This is a genomic window from Tenacibaculum aquaeponti (genome assembly GCF_057221555.1).
This window is the reverse complement of the sequence record NZ_CM170147.1, coordinates 387,918-407,458: the sequence shown is the minus strand read 5'-3', so window position 1 is coordinate 407,458 and position 19,541 is coordinate 387,918. Positions and strand designations below refer to the sequence as shown.

19 protein-coding genes are annotated in these 19,541 nt (G+C 28.9%); 8 read left to right on the top strand and 11 right to left on the bottom strand.

Going from position 1 to position 19,541, the window contains the following annotated elements; translation table 11 throughout:
• Position 1: 1 nt before the first annotated feature.
• From AC2TEO_RS01910 to rpsA, 4 genes are all read right to left on the bottom strand, one after another.
• Entirely contained in the window at positions 2-1,486 is a 1,485-nt protein-coding gene (locus AC2TEO_RS01910) for an aminotransferase class V-fold PLP-dependent enzyme (protein WP_442266489.1), read from the bottom strand.
• Between the two features lie 110 nt (positions 1,487-1,596).
• The gene (gene glmM / locus AC2TEO_RS01905) at positions 1,597-2,985 is read right to left on the bottom strand and encodes a phosphoglucosamine mutase (protein WP_442266488.1); all 1,389 of its coding nucleotides are present in this window, start codon (positions 2,983-2,985) and stop codon (positions 1,597-1,599) included.
• A 103-nt stretch (positions 2,986-3,088) separates the two neighbouring features.
• A complete protein-coding gene (locus tag AC2TEO_RS01900) occupies positions 3,089-3,532 on the bottom strand; it encodes a hypothetical protein (RefSeq protein ID WP_442266487.1) in 444 nt (147 codons plus the stop codon).
• Positions 3,533-3,669: 137 nt separating this feature from the next.
• Entirely contained in the window at positions 3,670-5,442 is a 1,773-nt protein-coding gene (gene rpsA / locus AC2TEO_RS01895; RefSeq protein WP_442266486.1) for a 30S ribosomal protein S1, read from the bottom strand.
• 381 nt (positions 5,443-5,823) lie between these two features.
• Between rpsA and AC2TEO_RS01890 the strand changes: the two genes are divergently transcribed.
• The gene (locus AC2TEO_RS01890) at positions 5,824-6,993 is read left to right on the top strand and encodes a T9SS type A sorting domain-containing protein (RefSeq protein ID WP_442266485.1); all 1,170 of its coding nucleotides are present in this window, start codon (positions 5,824-5,826) and stop codon (positions 6,991-6,993) included.
• A gap of 68 nt (positions 6,994-7,061) precedes the next feature.
• Here AC2TEO_RS01890 and AC2TEO_RS01885 read toward each other — a convergent pair whose 3' ends face one another.
• The 6 genes from AC2TEO_RS01885 to AC2TEO_RS01860 form a co-directional block, all read right to left on the bottom strand.
• The gene (locus AC2TEO_RS01885; protein ID WP_442266484.1) at positions 7,062-8,408 is read right to left on the bottom strand and encodes a hypothetical protein; all 1,347 of its coding nucleotides are present in this window, start codon (positions 8,406-8,408) and stop codon (positions 7,062-7,064) included.
• Positions 8,409-8,476: 68 nt separating this feature from the next.
• The gene (locus AC2TEO_RS01880) at positions 8,477-9,082 is read right to left on the bottom strand and encodes an IMPACT family protein (RefSeq protein ID WP_442266483.1); all 606 of its coding nucleotides are present in this window, start codon (positions 9,080-9,082) and stop codon (positions 8,477-8,479) included.
• Positions 9,083-9,086: 4 nt separating this feature from the next.
• Positions 9,087-9,953, bottom strand: a complete 867-nt coding sequence (locus AC2TEO_RS01875; RefSeq protein ID WP_442266482.1) for a GRP family sugar transporter — start codon at positions 9,951-9,953, stop codon at positions 9,087-9,089.
• Entirely contained in the window at positions 9,950-10,561 is a 612-nt protein-coding gene (locus AC2TEO_RS01870) for an HAD hydrolase-like protein (RefSeq protein WP_442266481.1), read from the bottom strand. Before AC2TEO_RS01870 ends, AC2TEO_RS01875 begins: the two co-directional genes overlap by 4 nt.
• Entirely contained in the window at positions 10,554-11,591 is a 1,038-nt protein-coding gene (gene ribD, locus AC2TEO_RS01865; protein ID WP_442266480.1) for a bifunctional diaminohydroxyphosphoribosylaminopyrimidine deaminase/5-amino-6-(5-phosphoribosylamino)uracil reductase RibD, read from the bottom strand. The genes AC2TEO_RS01870 and ribD overlap by 8 nt, the downstream gene beginning before the upstream one ends.
• Before the next feature lie 10 nt (positions 11,592-11,601).
• Positions 11,602-12,066 (bottom strand): LEA type 2 family protein, encoded by a 465-nt coding sequence (locus AC2TEO_RS01860; protein WP_442266479.1) that lies wholly within the window; start codon positions 12,064-12,066, stop codon positions 11,602-11,604.
• A 50-nt stretch (positions 12,067-12,116) separates the two neighbouring features.
• On the opposite strand from AC2TEO_RS01860, the gene prmC reads away from it, so the two are divergent.
• A complete protein-coding gene (gene prmC, locus AC2TEO_RS01855; RefSeq protein ID WP_442266478.1) occupies positions 12,117-12,962 on the top strand; it encodes a peptide chain release factor N(5)-glutamine methyltransferase in 846 nt (281 codons plus the stop codon).
• A gap of 10 nt (positions 12,963-12,972) precedes the next feature.
• Entirely contained in the window at positions 12,973-13,920 is a 948-nt protein-coding gene (locus tag AC2TEO_RS01850) for a pentapeptide repeat-containing protein (protein ID WP_442266477.1), read from the top strand.
• A gap of 56 nt (positions 13,921-13,976) precedes the next feature.
• Here AC2TEO_RS01850 and AC2TEO_RS01845 read toward each other — a convergent pair whose 3' ends face one another.
• Positions 13,977-14,774 (bottom strand): outer membrane beta-barrel protein, encoded by a 798-nt coding sequence (locus AC2TEO_RS01845; protein WP_442266476.1) that lies wholly within the window; start codon positions 14,772-14,774, stop codon positions 13,977-13,979.
• Positions 14,775-14,887: 113 nt separating this feature from the next.
• On the opposite strand from AC2TEO_RS01845, the gene AC2TEO_RS01840 reads away from it, so the two are divergent.
• From AC2TEO_RS01840 to AC2TEO_RS01820, 5 genes are all read left to right on the top strand, one after another.
• Positions 14,888-16,069, top strand: coding sequence for a THUMP-like domain-containing protein (locus AC2TEO_RS01840; protein ID WP_442266475.1), 1,182 nt, complete (start codon positions 14,888-14,890; stop codon positions 16,067-16,069).
• A gap of 196 nt (positions 16,070-16,265) precedes the next feature.
• On the top strand, positions 16,266-16,892 hold the full coding sequence (locus tag AC2TEO_RS01835; RefSeq protein WP_442266474.1) for an SPOR domain-containing protein: 627 nt from the start codon (positions 16,266-16,268) through the stop codon (positions 16,890-16,892).
• A 6-nt stretch (positions 16,893-16,898) separates the two neighbouring features.
• Positions 16,899-18,437, top strand: a complete 1,539-nt coding sequence (locus tag AC2TEO_RS01830; RefSeq protein WP_442266473.1) for a hypothetical protein — start codon at positions 16,899-16,901, stop codon at positions 18,435-18,437.
• A 35-nt stretch (positions 18,438-18,472) separates the two neighbouring features.
• Positions 18,473-18,928, top strand: a complete 456-nt coding sequence (gene smpB / locus AC2TEO_RS01825; RefSeq protein WP_173862354.1) for an SsrA-binding protein SmpB — start codon at positions 18,473-18,475, stop codon at positions 18,926-18,928.
• 2 nt (positions 18,929-18,930) lie between these two features.
• Positions 18,931-19,512, top strand: a complete 582-nt coding sequence (locus tag AC2TEO_RS01820) for a Maf family nucleotide pyrophosphatase (RefSeq protein WP_442266472.1) — start codon at positions 18,931-18,933, stop codon at positions 19,510-19,512.
• Positions 19,513-19,541 lie beyond the last annotated feature (29 nt).

Sequence of the window (19,541 nt, the reverse complement as noted above, 5' to 3'; positions counted from 1 at the left end):
ATTAAATTGAAAACCAATTTTTAACTAGTTCTTTTTCAATTGGTGCTACAGAATTATGTACATAATCATTTTTGATAGGATCATAAGTATAATCTTTAGACCAATTTTCAATATTCTGTGATAATTCTTGTAATGAATTACAAATGAATTCTAATTCTTGAGTTGTAATTGTTGGGTGAATAGATAGACGAATCCAACCTGGTTTTTCTATATTACATCCTTCTAAAATTTGATGTTCAATAGATTTAGAAGTTTCACGATCTACATTCAATAAAAAATGTCCGTAAGTTCCAGCACAAGAACACCCTCCTCTTGTTTGAATTCCAAAACGATCGTTTAATAATTTTACAACTAAATTAAAATGATATTTTTCGAAATAGAAAGAAAAAATACTTAATCTATCTTTATGGTTAGGTGCTAAAATATGTACTCCATCTAGTTTTTCTAAGCAATTAAACATTACTTCATTAATTTCATCTTCTCTAGATTTTATATTGGCTGTTCCCATTTGATCCTTAAGTTGCATCGACAAAGCAATACGGATTGTTTGTAAAAATGCAGGAGTTCCACCATCTTCTCTAGTTTCAACATCATCAATATAATCATGTTCTCCCCAAGGATTTGTATAAGTTACTGTTCCTCCTCCTGGATTATCCGGAATAACATTTTTATATAATTTTTTATTAAAAATTAATACACCAGAACTTCCTGGCCCACCTAAAAACTTATGCGGAGAAAAGAAAATTGCATCTAAATATTCATCTTCATTTTCAGGATGCATGTTAATATCTACATAAGGAGCAGAACAAGCAAAATCTACGAAACATAAACCATTATACTTATGAATTAAAGCAGCTACTTTATGATAATCTGTTTTTATACCTGTAACATTAGAGCCTCCAATAATTGAAGCAATTTTTATAGGTCTGTCTTCATACTTTTGAATTACTTTTTCAAACATCTCAAGGCAAACCAATCCTTCGTTATTACAAGGAACGACTTCTACATCTGCAATAGTCTCAATCCATGAAGTTTGATTTGAGTGATGTTCCATATGACTAACAAAAACTATAGGTCTTTTCTCATCTGGAATTGTAGTGTGTTCTCTTAAGTTTTCAGAAACTTTTAAACCTAAAATACGTTGAAACTTATTTACAACACCTGTCATACCTGAACCTTCAGTAATTAAAACATCTTCTGAAGAAGCATTTACATGGCGTTTAATAATATTACGAGCTTCGTGATAAGCTAAAGTCATTGCTGCACCAGAAGTAGATGTTTCTGTATGCGTATTAGCTACAAAAGGACCAAACTCATTAATTAATTTATTTTCAATTGGCCTATACAAACGTCCGCTTGCAGTCCAATCAGTATATAAAAGTTTTTTTTCACCATAAGGTGTTATAAACTTTTGATCTATACCAATTATATTATCTCTAAATTTTTGAAAATACTGCTCTAAAGTCAAAGTTTCATTACTCTTCATAATACGAATTTCTACATTTTTTTTTAATTGTTAAATTTCTTATTCAATATTTAACAATCCTACTAAATTTGTATGGTAATAAAAAATCCCGCACTTATGCGGGATTCAAATTAAATTATTTCTTTTATTTCTTTTATAAAACGTTCTGCCAAATCATCTGCTTTTTCTTGAGACATAGCTTCAGTATAAATTCTAATAATTGGCTCAGTATTAGATTTTCTTAAATGTATCCATTCTTTAGGAAAATCTATTTTTACTCCATCGATAGTATTTACATCTTCATTTTTATATTTATCGGCCATTGTTACTAAGATTTTATCTACATCGATCTCAGGAGTTAATTGGATTTTATTTTTACTCATAAAATAATTAGGATAGCTATCACGTAAAGCTCTACATGAAATTTTCTTATGAGCTAAATGAGATAAAAATAAGGCTACACCAACTAATGAATCTCTACCATAATGAGAATCTGGATAAATGATCCCTCCATTACCTTCTCCTCCTATTATAGTATTTGTATCTTTCATCATTTGAACTACATTTACTTCACCTACAGCACTTGCTGTATAAACTCCTCCATGAAATTCTGTAATATCTCTTAATGCTCTAGATGAAGATAAATTAGAAACGGTATTTCCACCTTTATTTTTACTTAAAACATAATCGGCACAAGCTACTAAAGTATATTCTTCTCCAAACATTGAACCATCCTCACAAATTAAGGCTAAACGATCTACATCTGGATCAACAACAATACCTAAATCAGCCTTCTTTTTTACTACTAACTCAGAAATATCTGTTAAGTGTTCTTTTAAAGGTTCAGGATTATGAGGGAATTTTCCATTAGGTTCACAATATAATTCTATACACTTAACTCTTAATTCTTTTAATAAAGCAGGAATTGCAATACCTCCTGTTGAATTTACACCGTCTACAACAACTTTAAATTTCGCTTTTTTAATCGCTTTTTTATCAACTAAAGGAAGTTTTAATACTTCCTTAATATGTTTTTTGATATAGTTTTTCTTTTTCTTGTAAATCCCTAAATCATCTACATCAGCAAAATCAAAATCATCATTATCCGCTATTTCTAAAATTTGTTTACCATCTTCACCATTAAGGAACTCTCCTTTCTCATTTAACAATTTTAAAGCATTCCATTGTTTTGGATTATGTGAAGCTGTTAAAATAATTCCTCCATCAGCTTTTTCTATAGGTACAGCAATTTCTACTGTAGGTGTAGTTGATAAGCCTAAATCAACAACATTTATTCCCAAACCAATTAAAGTATCTGATACTAAACCACTGATCATTTTACCAGAAATTCTTGCATCTCTACCTATTATAATTTTTATATCTCTTTTTTCTTTATTCTTATTTTTTATAAAGGTTCCGTAGGCAGCAGCAAATTTTACTGCATCTATAGGAGTTAAATTATCTCCTGTATTTCCCCCAATGGTACCTCTAATTCCTGAAATGGATTTGATTAATGTCATATTTTGTTTTCCAGTTTTCAACAAATATAAACATCTAAATTCTAAGCAAAAAAAAACACTGAATAAACAGTGTTTTTTTTATTTGTTTTGATAAGGGTTATACTTATAAATTGAACATAATTCCAGCATTTAAATACCCTCCACCTCCTACACCTGTATAGGAAGCTCTTAAAGCCATGTTACTAGCAAATTTATATTCAAAAATAGGTCTAAAATAAAAACCGTTGTTAGCATTATTCATTCCAATACCATAACCTGTATCAACACCTAAATTTATCTTGTCTGTAGCGTTAAATCTACCTGCAAAAGCTAAAGGTAAAACAATTCCATTAGATTCTGTTGTTACAAATAAACCTGATGCAGCACCTATTTCAAATCTTTTGTTTTCTGTGTTAAATAAATAATCTACATCTGCTCCAATAACGAATTCAGAGTTATTTCCTCCAGTTGTAAAACCAATATTTGCACCTATCCTTAATTTTCCATCTTGTGCTAATCCATTAAAAGCAAAAGCTACGAAAGCAACAATGCATAAAATTTTTTTCATTTTTTAGATTTTTAAATTTGATACTCTTAACGACAAATATAGTACCAAAGTATAATTTAAACCAAGTTATACATTTCAAAAACAAAAAACCACTACATTTTTGTAGTGGTTTTGATTTTATTAAATAGAATCAAGAATTATTTTCCTTCCATTTTTCTCTTTAATTCAGCTAATCCTCCGATATCACCTAAAGTAGTTTTTTCAGATTCTTGAGCTTTCTTAGCTGCTGCTTTCACATTTCTTTGCTCTTCTTCTCTGAAGATAGAAGTGTGAGAAACAACAATCTTACGATACTCTTTACTAAATTCAGTTACCATAAACTCTACAGTATCTCCTTTAGCTAATTTACTACCGTCTTCTTTTTCTAAGAAACGAGATGGTGCAAATGCTTCAATACCATCTTCAAAAGTTACAGTAGCTCCTTTGTCATTCTTGTTTGTTATAGTACCTTCGAATTTAGATCCGATAGCATACTTAGCTTCGTGAGCATCCCAAGGGTTATCTTGAGTTTGCTTATGACCTAAGTTTAACTTACGGTTCTCTACATCTAATTCTAATACTTGAACAGCTAATTTATCACCTACAGTTACAAACTCAGATGGGTGCTTAACTTTCTTAGTCCAAGATAAATCAGAAATGTAAACTAATCCATCAATTCCTTCTTCTAACTCTACGAATACACCAAAGTTAGTGTAATTGCGTACAGTTCCTTCGTGTTGAGAACCAACAGGGAATTTATTAGTGATATCTGTCCAAGGGTCTGGGTGTAATTGCTTCATACCTAAAGACATCTTACGCTCATCTCTATCTAAAGTTAAAATTTGAGCTTCAACTTCGTCTCCAACTTGCACAAAATCTTGAGCAGAACGTAAGTGTGTAGACCAAGACATTTCAGATACGTGGATTAATCCTTCTACTCCATCTTCTACTTCTACAAACGCACCATAGTCAGCTAATACAACTACTTTACCTTTTACTTTATCTCCTACTTTTAATCCTCCATCTAAAGCGTCCCATGGGTGAGCAGATAATTGTTTTAATCCTAATTGAATTCTAGATTTGTTATCATCAAAATCTAAGATTACAACGTTTAATTTTTGATCTAATTCAACAACTTCACTTGGGTGGTTGATACGAGACCAAGATAAATCAGTAATGTGAATTAATCCATCAACACCTCCTAAGTCAACAAATACACCATAAGAAGTTACATTCTTAACAACTCCTTCTAATACTTGTCCTTTCTCTAATTGACCAATGATTTCACGTTTTTGATCTTCTAAATCAGCTTCAATTAATGCTTTATGAGAAACTACTACATTCTTAAATTCGTGGTTGATTTTAACAACTTTGAATTCCATAGTTTTTTCAACATACTGATCGTAATCACGGATAGGTTTAACATCGATTTGAGAACCTGGTAAGAAAGCTTCAATACCAAATACATCTACGATCATACCACCACGAGTTCTACACTTAACAAAACCATTAACGATTTCTCCAGTTTCGTGTGCATTATTAACTCTATCCCATGCTTTAATCACACGAGCTTTTTTGTGAGATAATACTAATTGACCAGAAGAATCTTCTCTTTTGTCAACTAATACTTCTACTTTATCACCAACAGCTAAATTTGGGTTATAACGGAATTCATTTAAAGAAATAACTCCTTCAGATTTAGAGTTAATATCAATAATTGCATCACGATCTGTTACACGTACAACTTCACCTTCAATTACATCACGCTCGTTTACGAAACCAACAGTTCCTTCTAATGCTTGTTCGAATTCTTTTAATTTAGACTCATCAACTTCATCAATACCTTCTTCGTATTTATGCCAGTTAAAAGTTGCTAAAAATTGTGCTGGGTCTACAGTTGGATCAACTGTCTTTTTTGTTTCTTCAGACATGTCTGAAATAATTTTGTATCTTTTTGTTATTCAGATTTTTAACGGCAATAACTCAAAGAGAGATTAAACTTATAAATATAATTTTCAACCTTTTTAATAATCTGTTACCGTAAAAAGGCGTGCAAATTTACGGATTATTAATGAGTTAACCTATTTTAATTTCTTTTTTTATTTTAAGTTGTTATTTTATTTAATATGAAAAACATATAAAATCAAGATACTAATATTAAATATTTTTGTATCATTGCTAAAAAAAGAACTATAAAAAAAATACTACTATCTTTTTTGCTATACTTTATATTTTCAAATCTATCTTACTCACAAATTAATTGGAAGAAAGTTATTGATTTATCTGAAAAAGGGATTATAAATATAGAAAGCATGAAAGTTATAGATAAAAACAATGTTTACATATCATCTTTTCATGGATACCCTTTTAAAAGAAGAATACATCATTCTAAAGATGGAGGATTAACTTGGAGTGAAATTTATGACGAAAGAAGCTCTTTTTTTAGTTTTGATTTTGTTGATATAAAAAATGGATATTTTGTAAACGATAAATCTGGTGAAATTTATTTTGGTTCTACAAATAATGGAGGAGAATCATGGACCATTAAGAAAATTTCTTTGTGTAGTTCTTGTGGTACAAGAGCTTATAAAATCTTCTTTGAAGACACAAATAATGGATTCATTATAACTAATGAAGCTATTATTAACACATCAGATGGAGGCGCTACTTGGAACAAAAACTCTTCATTTTCTTTAAGAGATTTTAAAATAGATAAATCAACAGGTAAAGGTATTGGGACTGCGGATAAGAAAATATATAAAACAAGTAATTACGGAAGAGATTGGATAAAATCTTTTGATATGCCTACATCTGGTTCTGTTGAAAGTTATTCTGTGATTGATTTAGATGCACAAAATAATGTTTTTACAGGTATATACGATTATGGTGATTCTGGTTATCCTAGCGGTACTGAAGGAGCTATATTTAGAATACCAGAAAATAAAGTTTCCTATCAAAGAATTTATCAAAACAACCAAGAATTTACCTCTATAGCTAGTTTTGATAATAAAATTTTATATGCTTACAATAGAGAAAACAAGTACATTTATAAGATAATCAATTATAAGGATGCTAATATTAACCCAACATTTGAAAAAGATTTTGAAGCTGACAAATCTATATCTGAAATAATTATAAGAGAGGATTACGGCTACGCTTTTTCCTATTACGGAGACATATATAAGCTAGATAAAGAAACATTAAGCATTAAAGATGATTTATTGAATAATAACTTTAACATCTTCACTAAAGAAAATAAAGTTATTTTAGAATTAAAAAACAATAACTTTCAAGAAAACATTTTGATTAAACTTTATTCTATGAAAGGAGAATTAATTAATCAATTAGAGAATATTAATTTAAACTTAAATAACTCTAAAATAATCATCAACAAAAAACCTGTTTCTTCGGGAGTTTACATTGTAGTTATTAAAAGTGAGAAAGAAGAAATTACTAAAAAAATTCTTTTAAATTTTAAATAAACTAATTCAAAAACAATAAACACCTATCTTCAAATGAAGAAGGGTGTTTAATTCAATTAAAAGTAATTTTATAGCTTAATTAGTTCATCAATAATAAATCGATATGTTAACAACACATTGATGTTATTTTTTTTCAATCCTTTTAAATTAGGACTTAATCTTCCAATATTATTTAAGAATTGAAAATTCCCTTCTCCGGGAGCTTCAACTAGAGTTCCCCAATCAACACCTATTAAAACATTATGTCTTCTGAATTCGAACTTACTTCCTACAACAAAATGAATATGATTTCCATCTAAAATTGTATTTCTAAGCTCATTATTTACAGATTGTCTATTTCTGTAGGCGAAATTATTCGTTCTTAAACCTCCGGAAAGCTCTACTTTATTACTTATTTTTCTTGAATATCCAACTCCTACATTAAAAACCCCTTCACTACCATTTACCCATGAAGCATTATTGTTAACAGATTCAATAATTCCCATTTCATATTCAGAAATACTAGAATAATAACTTGCTGTAGCCCAAATTTTACTTCCTGTTTCAAACAAATAACTATAACCTAGAGAAAATTCCCAAGGTGTTTTAATTTCTGTATCTATATCATTATCAATAATCTGAACAGAATCATTAGTAGTGTTGTCAATATTTACAAAAGTACTAGTAAACTCACCATTACTATTCAATCTTAAATATTTAGGGGTAGTTATTGTAACACCAAAATCATGATTTTTTGAATCATATAAAAAACCAAATTTTGTAACAAAACCAATATCACCATAGTTACTATTCTGCTGAGAATTAAAATAACTATTCGATATAGCCATATTGTTGGTCATATCAAATTGCTCTATTAGAATATTGTTACTATAACTAAAATCGGCTACAGTTAAGAATTGACTTACACCTAAATGAGTTTTAGGTCCTATTTTAAAACTAGTTCCTGCTCCAAACCAACTATCTTCTCCTGTATACTTATACTCAAAAAATTGAGTAGTTAAATCATTTCCATTTGTAGTTTCTCTTTTAGCACTAAAATTATCTGTAAGAACACTTTTACTAATCTTTATGAAAGCAATATCAAAACCTTTTATATTTACTTTAAAAGAGATTAAAGAAGGTCTTAATCCGAAATTTGTATTTAATTGGCTAGTTTCATTTCCTCCCCAAAAATTATCAAACCCGAAACTTCGTATAGCTGGTTGAAACAACGAAATACTTACTTGAGAAGGAGCTTTATGAATTGCAGCTGGATTATAAAAAGTCATGCTTTCATCATCTGCTCCAGCAATTACTGAACCACCTAAAGTTGCACCTTTTATACCGAACTGCTCTGTATCGTATAAATAATTTTGAGAATATATAAGATTATTAATACAACAAAAAAGTAATAAGAGTAAATATCTTTTATGCATAGGGAAATGAATGAGAAATAGTAAAAGGTATTACTGAATACTATTTAAACTATTTTTTGGAGGTTATATTATATTTCTGAAATTTCTAATTTATATATACTTTGAAAAGTATTAAAGATATGTTCTGAATCTTTTTTTCGAACAGAAATCACATACTCACAATCTAATTCTAACTTTTGGTTTAAAATATCTAAGTTCTTTTCTTTAATAACTCGTTGAACTTTATTCATTAAATCATATCCGAATTTTAACTTAAAATGTACATCGATAGTTTTTTCTATAATTTCTGAAGCTTCTAAAGCCAATTGAGCGGAAGTTCTGTAGGCATTAATTAATCCTCCTACTCCAAGTTTTACTCCACCAAAATAACGAACAGAAACTATAAGAACATTTGTTACTTCAAATGCTTGTATCTGACCATAAATGGGCTGACCAGCAGAATTATTTGGTTCACCATCATCATTTACTCTAAACCTAATGTTTTCTGTTCCTAATTGCCAAGCATAACAATGATGTCTTGCTGTGTGATGTTTCTTTTTTACTTCTTCTAAGTATTTTTTTACATCATCTTCGGTTTGAACAGGAAAAGCGTAACCGAAAAACTTACTATTTCTGTCTTTAAATAAAGTTTCTTCAGATGGTTTAATTATTGTTTTGTAGGTATCTTTTTCCATAAAATTAAACCATTGTAATTAAAATGATACTAAAAACAGCTATGGCAATTCCAATCCAATTCCTATCTTCTAATTTTTCTTTAAAAAGAAATAAGCCAGCAATTGTAGTTAACAACACTATACTCACATTATTGATTGTAAAAAGTATAGCGCTATCAAAGCCTTCTATTTTAAGTGCTCGAATTAAAAATTCAATCGAAAAATAATTTGGAACACCTAATGCAATTCCTGCTATAATATTTTTAATATTTATATTTTTTCCATTTTGAAAAAGTAATTGATACAAAAAATATATTATACCTAAAACAAAAGCGATTCCGAATATAGAAGCTGAAAAAATAGATACATTCTCAGAAGAAACATGATTAACTTCAGTAAACTTAAGTAAAGTATCTATAGCTCCTGATCCTAAAAATAAAAGAACAGGAAAAAGTAAAGAACTACCTTCTATCGTTTTACTATTTTCTTTAACAGATGTTAAATATACAGCCACCAAAGCTAAAAGTATACCAATTACCTTTACAATCGTTACACTTTCGTTGTATAAAATAACACCAAAAATAATTGGAATAACAACAGCCATTCTTCCAGATACAGATGCTACTGAAAGTCCATTTCTTTGTGAAGTTAAAGCCATTAAATTGAAAATGGTAATAAATAAAAAACCTAAAAAACAGGCTCCTAAAAACCAAGATTGACTAGGAATTTCTTGTATTGGTAATTTTACAGGAGAATATAAATATCCTATTGAAAAAGCTACAATATAGTTTACTACTATAGCTTGAAATGTATCTACCTTAAATCTCTCGAAAAGTTTAAAAATCACATATAAACTGCTCGATATTAAAATGCTTAAAACTAAATAAATCATACGCTAAATTCCTCTCTCGAAAACAAATCTACAATATCTTCACTAGTAGGATCTATATTCCAAGCTTTAATTCCTAAATTCTTAACAGCATCAGTGTTCTCTTTAGTATCATCAATAAAGAATGTTTCTTCTGCAACTAATTGGTTTTCATTTAAAACAAATTCATAAATATTTTTGTTAGGTTTTCTCAAATTAATTTCATGAGATAAATAGAATTGTTCGTAACAAGATTTAAACTCTTTATATAATTCATCTCCCCAATTCTTTTGAATCCAAGAAATATGTAAATCATTTGTGTTACTTAGCAAAAACAAACGGTACTTTTTTGAATCTGCTAATTCTTTTAAAAAATTAAGCCTATGTAATGGAAAATCTAATAAAATAGCATTCCAAGCATCGATTAAAGATTCTTTATCTATCTTGAATTCATTATGAAAATAATCAACAAATTCATCAGTTGCCATTAATCCCATTTCATAATCATAATATACTTGCATCATAGATTCTGAAACTTCATTTACACCTAATTTGGCTAATGCTACATAAGTAGCTTGTTTATCGAGATTAATGAATACATCACCAAAATCGAAAATGATATTTTTAATCATTAAAAAAATACTTTAATGTGTTATTTTTTATTGTTTCTTGTTTTGATAAGAAGCTATTTAAAACAGGTGCTTTTATACCTTCAGAAAAACTAACATCCCCTATAAAAACTCTAGCTTCATCCCATAAATTATCATCTATGAAACTTTGTAAAGTTTGTGTTCCTCCTTCAATAATTACTGATTGAATTTTATGTTTTGATAAAACTCCACAAATTTGAAATGCTAATTCTTTTGAAAAATCAATACGTTCGAATATGATATTTTCTTTAGTACCTTCTTCTTTTTCTGTTAAAATTATAGTTGGAATACTTCCGTCTATAACACTTGAGTCATTTGGAATTCTAAGTGATTTATCTAACACAATTCTTGTAGGGTTATTTCCGCTCCAACTTCTTACATTTAATTTTGGATTATCCGCTAGAACTGTATTGGTTCCTACCAAAATCGCATGTTCTTCACTTCTCCATTTATGTACTAGTTGTTTAGCATAAGTATTGGAAATCCAAACTGGTTCTTGTTTTTCCTTATTTTTTGGAGCTATAAAACCATTGCTAGTTTCTGCCCATTTTAAAATTATGTAAGGTCTTTGTTTATTTTGAACGGTAAAAAAACGTTTATGATGTTGTTTACATTCTTCTTCTAAAACTCCAACTTTTACGTTACAACCTGCTTTTTTTAAACGTTTTATTCCTTCTCCAAAAACTAAACTGTTAGTATCTACAGTTCCAATAACAACATTTGGAATTTGTTTTCTAACAATTAAATCTGCACAAGGTGGTGTTTTTCCATGATGTGAACAAGGCTCTAAAGTCACATAAATTGTAGCTTCTTTTAGCAAAGATTCATCTTTAACCGAGTTTACAGCATTTACTTCTGCATGTGGTCCACCATACGAATCTGTAAACCCTTCTCCAATAATTTTATCATTATGAACAATTACAGCACCTACAGAAGGATTTGGTCTTGCAGTTCCAGTTCCGTTTTTGGCTAACTCAAGGCATCTAGCCATATATTTTTTATCGTAATTCAATGTAATTGTATTAAAACTTAATTTTAACTTCTTCAGTTTTATCAACAACGTAAGAATTTGAAAAACCTAATACTTTATATTTAATAACTCCTTTGAATTGAACTTTCAAATTATTGTTTATTAAAGAACTAAGAATTCCTCCTAAAATTCCATTTTTTTTATCATTGAAAATCTTATTAGCCGGCACAACAACATTTAATGGTATAAAAAATTCTTCGTTAGCAGGAACTTTAAACTCTTCCGAAGATACTTGTGCTACTTCTTCACCACTAATAATAACTTTAATCTCATCTGTAGCTAACTTCCCTCCTACATCATTTTCATTTTTAAAATAAGCTTTGGCTTGTAATCTTACAGTATCTGATTTTAATGATAAGAACTTAATGTCGTCTACTTTAATAAAGGTAGGTTTCTTTTTTACTGAACAATTCACCAATAAGAAACATATAGCTATAAAATAAATTAAATTCTTCATTTGTTTTCTATAAATTTGACTCATCAAAAGTACCAATTTACCTTGAATATATGAAGCTAAACGACTTCAGAACTTTTTTTAATAAAGAACTAGAAAATATATACCCTAAAAAAGAGATCGATGCTTTCTTTTTTAGAATTATTGAAGATAAAATGGGGTTAAGTTTACTTGATCTTTTTACTCAAAAGGCTACCATTATAAATCCAAACAAACTAGAATTATTCCATAATATATTAAATCGATTAAAAAATGAAGAACCAATTCAATACATTTTAGGTTCTACTGAATTTTATGGATATAGATTTTATGTAAACCCCAATGTTTTAATTCCTCGACCAGAAACCGAAGAACTGATTAGTTGGGTTAAAGAATCTTCTATTGTTGATAATAATATTAAAATATTAGATATTGGTACTGGATCAGGTTGTATTCCTATAACTATAAAAAAAGAAATTCCTTCAGCAGATGTATTTGCTTTAGATATTTCTGAGAAAGCAATTGAAACAGCAAAGAATAATGCTAAATACAATAATGTTAATGTTACTTTCCTTTTACATGATATACTTTCTGAAAAAGAATTAGAAAATACATTCGATATCATAATTTCTAACCCTCCTTATGTAAGAAATCTAGAAAAACAAGAAATAAAAAATAACGTACTAAATAATGAACCACATTTAGCGTTATTTGTAGAAGATGATGATCCGTTGATTTTTTATAAAAGAATTGCTGATGTAGCTAAATACGCTTTAAATCCAAATGGAATTCTTTTTTTTGAAATCAATCAGTATTTAGGAATAGAAACCAAAGAAATGTTGATTCATAAAGGGTTTAAAAACGTAACTTTAAAACAAGATTTATTTGGTAACGACAGAATGATTAAAGCCAATCTTTAAATAAATTATTATGGAAGATAATCTCCAAAACGAATTAGAAAAACTACAAAAAGAAAATGATGCTTTACGTGCTAAAGTAGACAGAGCAAACCAAAAAGCTCAACGAAAACAAGAACGTACAAAGAAAACTTTAAGTTGGACATGGAAATTATTCACAGGAGCTTCATTAAATAAAAACTTTAACAACTGGTTTACGGAATTTCATACAGAAAGAAAAGTTTCTCCAGATACTTCTGCTAATTTACTTACATCCTTAGTACAACGATTTGTTCGTGTACGTCTATTAAGTGTTATTTTATTATTGTTTTCTATAGTTCCGTCTTTAGTATCGTTATATATATTAGTAAAACAGAATGACTTAATTAGAACTCAAAACGCTCTTGTTGAAGGAACAAGAAAAAGTTCTTACAGCTTTCAATTAGAGGGTATTTATGATGCAATTGGAAGAAACAATGGAAAAGTAACCAAAAATATAAGATCTAGAATTATCTCACTTTCTCACAGTTTAACACCTTATAAAATTTTAGAAGAAGACAGTAAACTTTCTAATAAAACATATAGTTCAGAAAGAACTCAACTTTTATTATTCTTAGTAAACTCAGGTATTAACACAGATGAATTAGATAAAATTTATGCTGCTTCAGATTTTTCACATTGTTATTTTAAAAACACAAATTTAACAGGAGCTTATTTATCTGGAATTAATTTAGCTAATTCTAATTTTGAAAATGCTGAATTACAAAGAGCAAAATTAGAAGGGGCTAATTTAACTAACTCAAACCTTAGAAATATTCAGTTTTCTAATGGATGGGCGAGAAATACTATTTTTATTAATACTGATTTAACCGATGCAAGAATCACGAAAGCTAAAGATCTTTCTGGAGCAGATTTTACTGATGCCAAAATCAGTAACACTAATTTCGATCTATCAGAACTCAAAAACGTAAAAGGATTATAAAACAAAAAAGAGGCTTATTTAAGCCTCTTTTTTGTTTTTATGTAAAATTTTATTAATTACTTAAAGTTATAAGTAATTCCAAAATTGATTCCAAATGAAGAATATGGCGCTTCAGGAGAAGGTAATCCATTTTCACCCCACTGTAATCTTTCTTGTAATAATAAACTTAATTCTGATAAAGGAGTAGCTCCTAATTGTTGAGCTAAAGCTTCAGCTGGAACATCAATAACTCCATTTAATGTCGCTTTATATTCTCCCAATTCAGAAATATCTCTAGTAACATCGATAGACATATATTCTACTTCTGCAAATAAAGATAATCTCTCTGTAATCGGGAATTTATATCCAGCTGCACCAATAAATCCTAATGGGAATTCTCCTCTAAAATCTGTAGTAAAATCAGCTTTAATATCGCCTCTCCCTGTTAAAGCAGCAGGAAGCGTTAAATCTACTACAGCTTCTGTTTTTCCTGCAATTTTAGTAAGCATACCCGCACGTACATAAATGTTTTTAGTAACATTATAAACTCCAGACAAAGATGCACCAAAAGCTCTACCCCTAGTTTTCATGTCTAAAATCCCTTCTACTTTTTGAAACTGTTGGTCAGTTCCGTAGATATATCCTACACCTACTTCTACTCCCCATTTTTCATTAAAAAAGTAACCACCTCTTAATTGAGTTTGCACTCCTTCTCCATAACTACCTTCAAAAGTACCAAGATTAACAATACCTGTAGGAGATAAAACAGAATTAGTTCCAAATTCTTTCTCTCCTGCTGCGAATGCATATCCTCCACTAAAAGATACATAAAATTGTGCACTAGCTGTAAATGAACATAACACTAGACACAACATCAAAAAACTGTTTTTAATCATAAATATTAAATGTTTGTTGCAAAAATTGAGGCGCGAAATTCATAAAAATATCAGTATTTTTGACTATCAGAAGCCATATTTTTTTACTTTTTTTGAATACAAATATTTTAAGAACTGACGTACAGGATTTTATAAACTCCAATTTAAAAAGTGATATTTCGAAACTCATTTTTAAAGGGAGTCCTTTTGATAATATCACTATACAAGAACTCGTAAATCAGATACAAGCAAGACAAAAAAGCGAGAAAAAACTCCCAACTTGGTTTAACACTAAAAACATTTATTATCCTGCTAAAATTTCTATAGAGCAAACATCTTCGGAAATTACCGCAGCATACAAATCTAAACTAATTACAGGGAAAAGCATTGCAGATATATCAGGTGGTTTTGGAGTAGATTCTTATTATTTTTCAAAATTTTTTGATATTGTTTTTCATTGCGAAATCAATTCTGAGCTTTCTAATATAGTTCAGCACAATTTCATTCAACTTGACATTAATAACATTGAAACTATAAATGATAATGGTATTCAATTTGTAAAAAATCATAAAGAAAAACTTGACTGTATTTATGTTGATCCTTCCAGAAGAGACTCACAACAAAACAAAGTTTTTTTCTTAAAAGATTGTACTCCAAATGTACCAGATTCATTAGAAATTTTATTCTCAAAATCAAATCAAATATTTATAAAAGCCTCTCCTTTATTAGATCTTTCTTCTGCTATAAATGAATTAAGAAATGTAAAAACAATTCACATTATAGCAATTAATAATGAAGTTAAAGAGTTATTGTTTTTGTTAGAGAAAAATTACAATAACGAAACAATAATAAAAACTGCAAATATTTTAAAAACAGAAATCCAAAAATTTAAGTTTGGTATTTCTGAAATTAAGCAAAATCCAGAATACAGTTTGCCTTTAGAATATCTTTACGAACCAAATGCAGCAATTCTTAAGTCTGGAGCTTTTTATCAAATTGCAACACATTTCAATATAAAAAAACTACATAAACATACTCATTTATACACATCAAATGAATTAATAGATTTTCCTGGAAGGACTTTTAAAATAAAAAAAACTATACCCTATAATAAAAAAAATATTATAAGAGAAGTCCCTCAAAAAAAAGCCAATATAACTGTAAGAAACTTTGGGAAATCTGTAGATCAAATAAGAAAAGAAACTAAAATTAAATCCGGTGGAGATCTTTATCTTTTTGGAACAAAGCTCCTTAATGAATCTAAGGTTTTTATAATCAGTTCAAAAATTAAATAGTTTTTTTTATATTTGACTTAGTTACTTAACTAAGTTAGAGGTAGCTACTGAAAAGTGTTTAAGGGGGAAACACTAGCGTAGCCTAGGTCTTTTAGGCTACGCGCCCCTTATAAATTATAACTACTTACACAACAGTTTATTTATATTTTAAAAAGATTTGTATTTTAGCTATTAATAATCAATTTAACTCAACTCAATGCCTTTTTTAAACGATCAAGAACTAGAAGATTTACAACAAGAAATTAAAGACTTAAATTCTAAAAATGAAGATTTAGAAAATGAATTGAATGAAAAAGCAGAAGAAATAGCAGATGTAAAAAGTATTTCTAGAAATAGGAATATAATACTAAGCTTTATAGCTGGTATTAGTTTGGCCATAGCTTATTTCGCCTATCAGGGGAAATTTGGTGGGCCTTCCTCAAAAACATCAGCATTAAATCAAGAACAAATAGATAGAATTATCGATAGTATTCAAACAGCAAACACAGGTGATCTCCAAGGTGAGGATTATAATGATGAATATAATGATGAAGTTTCTTCTACTGGAAATGGTAAAATATCTGCTATTAAGGATGGAATTAAAGGTAAGAAAGTATATTCAGTACAAATCGGTGCTTTTACAGAAAAAAGATACCCTTTATTATCTAAAACAATTGCAGGAAATTTATCTGATGACGATTACTTGAGATACTCTATCGGTTTATTTGAAACATTAAAAGAAGCTCAAAATTTTAGACGTCAATTATTAAAATATGGATTTGACGATGCTTTCGTTGCTTCATATATAAATGGAAAAAGACAACAAATTCATAAACCATATTAAGAACTAATGACTAACAGTTTTTTCAGAACGCTAGTGTTATTTTTATCACTAAGCGTTCATTTTTTTTACGCACAAATTAAAGAAACAACAAACCATAAAACTCAAATAGGATTTGCGCAAGTAGATTTTTTAAGTATCAAAATGCCTAATAATAATGAACCTAATATGGATTTTACAGGTATTCATTATAACATAAAATTGAATGATTGGAGTTATGCAGGATTAGGTTTCTATGGTGCCATAGGTGGTATTAGAGGTGGTTTTTTTACTTTAGGAGTGAATGCTGGTGTTAATTATAAATTTTATAAAAACTTTTTTGTTGACACTGGAATACATTTTGGTGGTGGTGGTGGTGCTTCAGCTCCTGATGGAGGCGGTGCTTTTATACTACCTCATTTTAATTTAGGTTATGATTTTAAGCACTTCTCTATATCTTCAGGTTGGAGTTACATAGACTTTTTTGATGGTGGCACAATTAATAGCAATCAATTTTATGCTTCAGTACAAATACCATTGAATTTTAATCATTCTGATTTTAAAAATAAAGAAGTTAAATACACTTTTGAAGATTTAAAAAATAGCAATTGGAACACTAAATCTAACAGAATTTCTTTAATGGTGCATTTAAATAATTTATCAGTTGAGGGTGATTCACAATTCACAACAGGAGAAGCTATTAAAGAAAGAACTATAAGGCTAGCTGGTTTTGAATTTATATCTTTTTTAAATAAGAATTGGCTATTCTTTGTTAGAGCAGACGGTGCTTTCCATGGAATTCCTGCTGGTTATATGGACATTTTCTTAGGTGGCGGTTATCATTTATCTCTGAATAAAAATAGAACTAATATTCAAGCTAAATTTGGAATTGGAGCCGGTGGCGGCGGCGGAGTTGACACTAAAGGTGGTTTCTTAATTTATCCTGATATTTCATTAGAGCAAAAATTATTTGACAATTTTTATGCAACCATAAATAAAGGATACTTAATGAGTCCTGATGCTCATTTTTTAACTTCTACTTTTGGAGTTGGATTAAAATATTATGTTGATAAAGAAGGAACTACTTCAAGTTTTTCTGAACCAAATAGTTTTAAATTCAAAGGAATACAAACTATCATAAAACAAGATTGGTATTTGGATGCTGCAAGAAATGGTAATTTCAACTTAGACATGCATCAAATTTCATTACAAGTCAATGTATTCTTAAATAAATACATATATGCTGCTGGTCAGACTTCATTTGCTAATTTTGGAGATGCAGGAGCATATGCAGAAGGAATTGTTGGTTTAGGTGCTGAATCTAAACGTTTTCTAAAAGATAAATTAAGTATCTATGGTCAATTATTAGGTGGAGCTGCTGGAGGTGGCGGAATAAGTACTGGACAAGGGTTAATTGTGAAACCTAGTTTTGGTGTTGATATAAAACTATTAGAAAACTTAAGTCTAAGAAGTGGTATTGGTTATGTAAAAGCAAGAGGCGGACGTTTGAGTAGTACTTTTGCTAACTTTGGAATTAATTATAATATTTCTATGCTTACTGCTAAATAATATTATTTAATTTTGTAGCTTATTGCTGAGGAATTATGCAGAAAAAAATAAACATACAGAATAAAAAAGCTCGTTTTGAATACGAGATTATAGATAAATATACTGCTGGTATCCAATTAACGGGTACAGAAATCAAATCTATTCGACAAAGTAAAGCTAGAATCACAGAAAGCTTTTGTGAATTTAATGAACGAGGTGAATTGTTTGTAATTAATATGTATATAGAAGAATATGCTTTTGGACACCATTACAATCATAATCCTAAAAGTGAACGTAGACTTTTATTAAATAAACAAGAACTAAAAAAACTAGCTCGTGAAGTTGAAGCAAAAGGTAATACAATAGTTCCCTTACGTTTATTTATCAATGAAAATGGTTGGGCTAAATTAGATATTGCCTTAGCTAAAGGTAAAAAAACTCATGACAAACGAAACACAATAAAAGATCGTGATAATAAAAGAGATTTAGCTCGTTTGAAAAAGAATTACTAATCATGCTTAAAGAAAAACTAGCAAAATATAATATCATTCTTGCTTCTGGTTCACCAAGACGTCAACAATTTTTTCGAGATTTAAATTTAGAATTTGAGATTCGTTTAAAAGAAGTAGATGAAATTTTTCCTGATCATTTTAAAGAAGTACAAATTACAGATTTTTTAGCCGATTTAAAATCAAAAGCTTTTGATAATGAACTTAAAGATAATGATATATTAATTACATCTGATACTATTGTTTGGCTAAACGATAAAGCACTTGGTAAACCAAAAGATTATGATGACGCTTTTAATATGCTTAAAAGTTTATCCAATAGAAGTCATAAAGTAATTACCTCTGTAAGTATTAAAGGAAAAAACTTTCAAAAAATACTTCATGATACTTCTTTGGTTAACTTTAGAGAACTTACAAATGAAGAAATTCATTACTATATAGAAAATTACGAACCTTTTGATAAAGCTGGAGCATACGGAATACAAGATTGGATAGGTAAAATAGGAATTAACAAAATAGAAGGAAGCTATTTTAATGTTATGGGACTACCTGTTCATAAATTATATAAAGAATTAGAAAATTTATAAGCTTCTTATAAGCTAAAAGTTTATTTTTG

What these genes read in the sequence shown, in the direction of transcription:
- AC2TEO_RS01910 (WP_442266489.1), bottom strand. Translation starts at nt 1,486, where the DNA reads ATGAAGAGTAATGAAACTTTGACTTTAGAGCAGTATTTTCAAAAATTT.
- AC2TEO_RS01845 (WP_442266476.1), bottom strand. Translation starts at nt 14,774, where the DNA reads ATGTTGTGTCTAGTGTTATGTTCATTTACAGCTAGTGCACAATTTTAT.
- glmM (WP_442266488.1), bottom strand. Translation starts at nt 2,985, where the DNA reads ATGACATTAATCAAATCCATTTCAGGAATTAGAGGTACCATTGGGGGA.
- AC2TEO_RS01900 (WP_442266487.1), bottom strand. Translation starts at nt 3,532, where the DNA reads ATGAAAAAAATTTTATGCATTGTTGCTTTCGTAGCTTTTGCTTTTAAT.
- AC2TEO_RS01820 (WP_442266472.1), top strand. Translation starts at nt 18,931, where the DNA reads ATGCTTAAAGAAAAACTAGCAAAATATAATATCATTCTTGCTTCTGGT.
- prmC (WP_442266478.1), top strand. Translation starts at nt 12,117, where the DNA reads ATGAAGCTAAACGACTTCAGAACTTTTTTTAATAAAGAACTAGAAAAT.
- AC2TEO_RS01830 (WP_442266473.1), top strand. Translation starts at nt 16,899, where the DNA reads ATGACTAACAGTTTTTTCAGAACGCTAGTGTTATTTTTATCACTAAGC.
- AC2TEO_RS01860 (WP_442266479.1), bottom strand. Translation starts at nt 12,066, where the DNA reads ATGAAGAATTTAATTTATTTTATAGCTATATGTTTCTTATTGGTGAAT.
- AC2TEO_RS01875 (WP_442266482.1), bottom strand. Translation starts at nt 9,953, where the DNA reads ATGATTTATTTAGTTTTAAGCATTTTAATATCGAGCAGTTTATATGTG.
- smpB (WP_173862354.1), top strand. Translation starts at nt 18,473, where the DNA reads ATGCAGAAAAAAATAAACATACAGAATAAAAAAGCTCGTTTTGAATAC.
- AC2TEO_RS01835 (WP_442266474.1), top strand. Translation starts at nt 16,266, where the DNA reads ATGCCTTTTTTAAACGATCAAGAACTAGAAGATTTACAACAAGAAATT.
- AC2TEO_RS01880 (WP_442266483.1), bottom strand. Translation starts at nt 9,082, where the DNA reads ATGGAAAAAGATACCTACAAAACAATAATTAAACCATCTGAAGAAACT.
- AC2TEO_RS01885 (WP_442266484.1), bottom strand. Translation starts at nt 8,408, where the DNA reads ATGCATAAAAGATATTTACTCTTATTACTTTTTTGTTGTATTAATAAT.
- rpsA (WP_442266486.1), bottom strand. Translation starts at nt 5,442, where the DNA reads ATGTCTGAAGAAACAAAAAAGACAGTTGATCCAACTGTAGACCCAGCA.
- AC2TEO_RS01870 (WP_442266481.1), bottom strand. Translation starts at nt 10,561, where the DNA reads ATGATTAAAAATATCATTTTCGATTTTGGTGATGTATTCATTAATCTC.
- AC2TEO_RS01890 (WP_442266485.1), top strand. Translation starts at nt 5,824, where the DNA reads ATGAAAGTTATAGATAAAAACAATGTTTACATATCATCTTTTCATGGA.
- AC2TEO_RS01850 (WP_442266477.1), top strand. Translation starts at nt 12,973, where the DNA reads ATGGAAGATAATCTCCAAAACGAATTAGAAAAACTACAAAAAGAAAAT.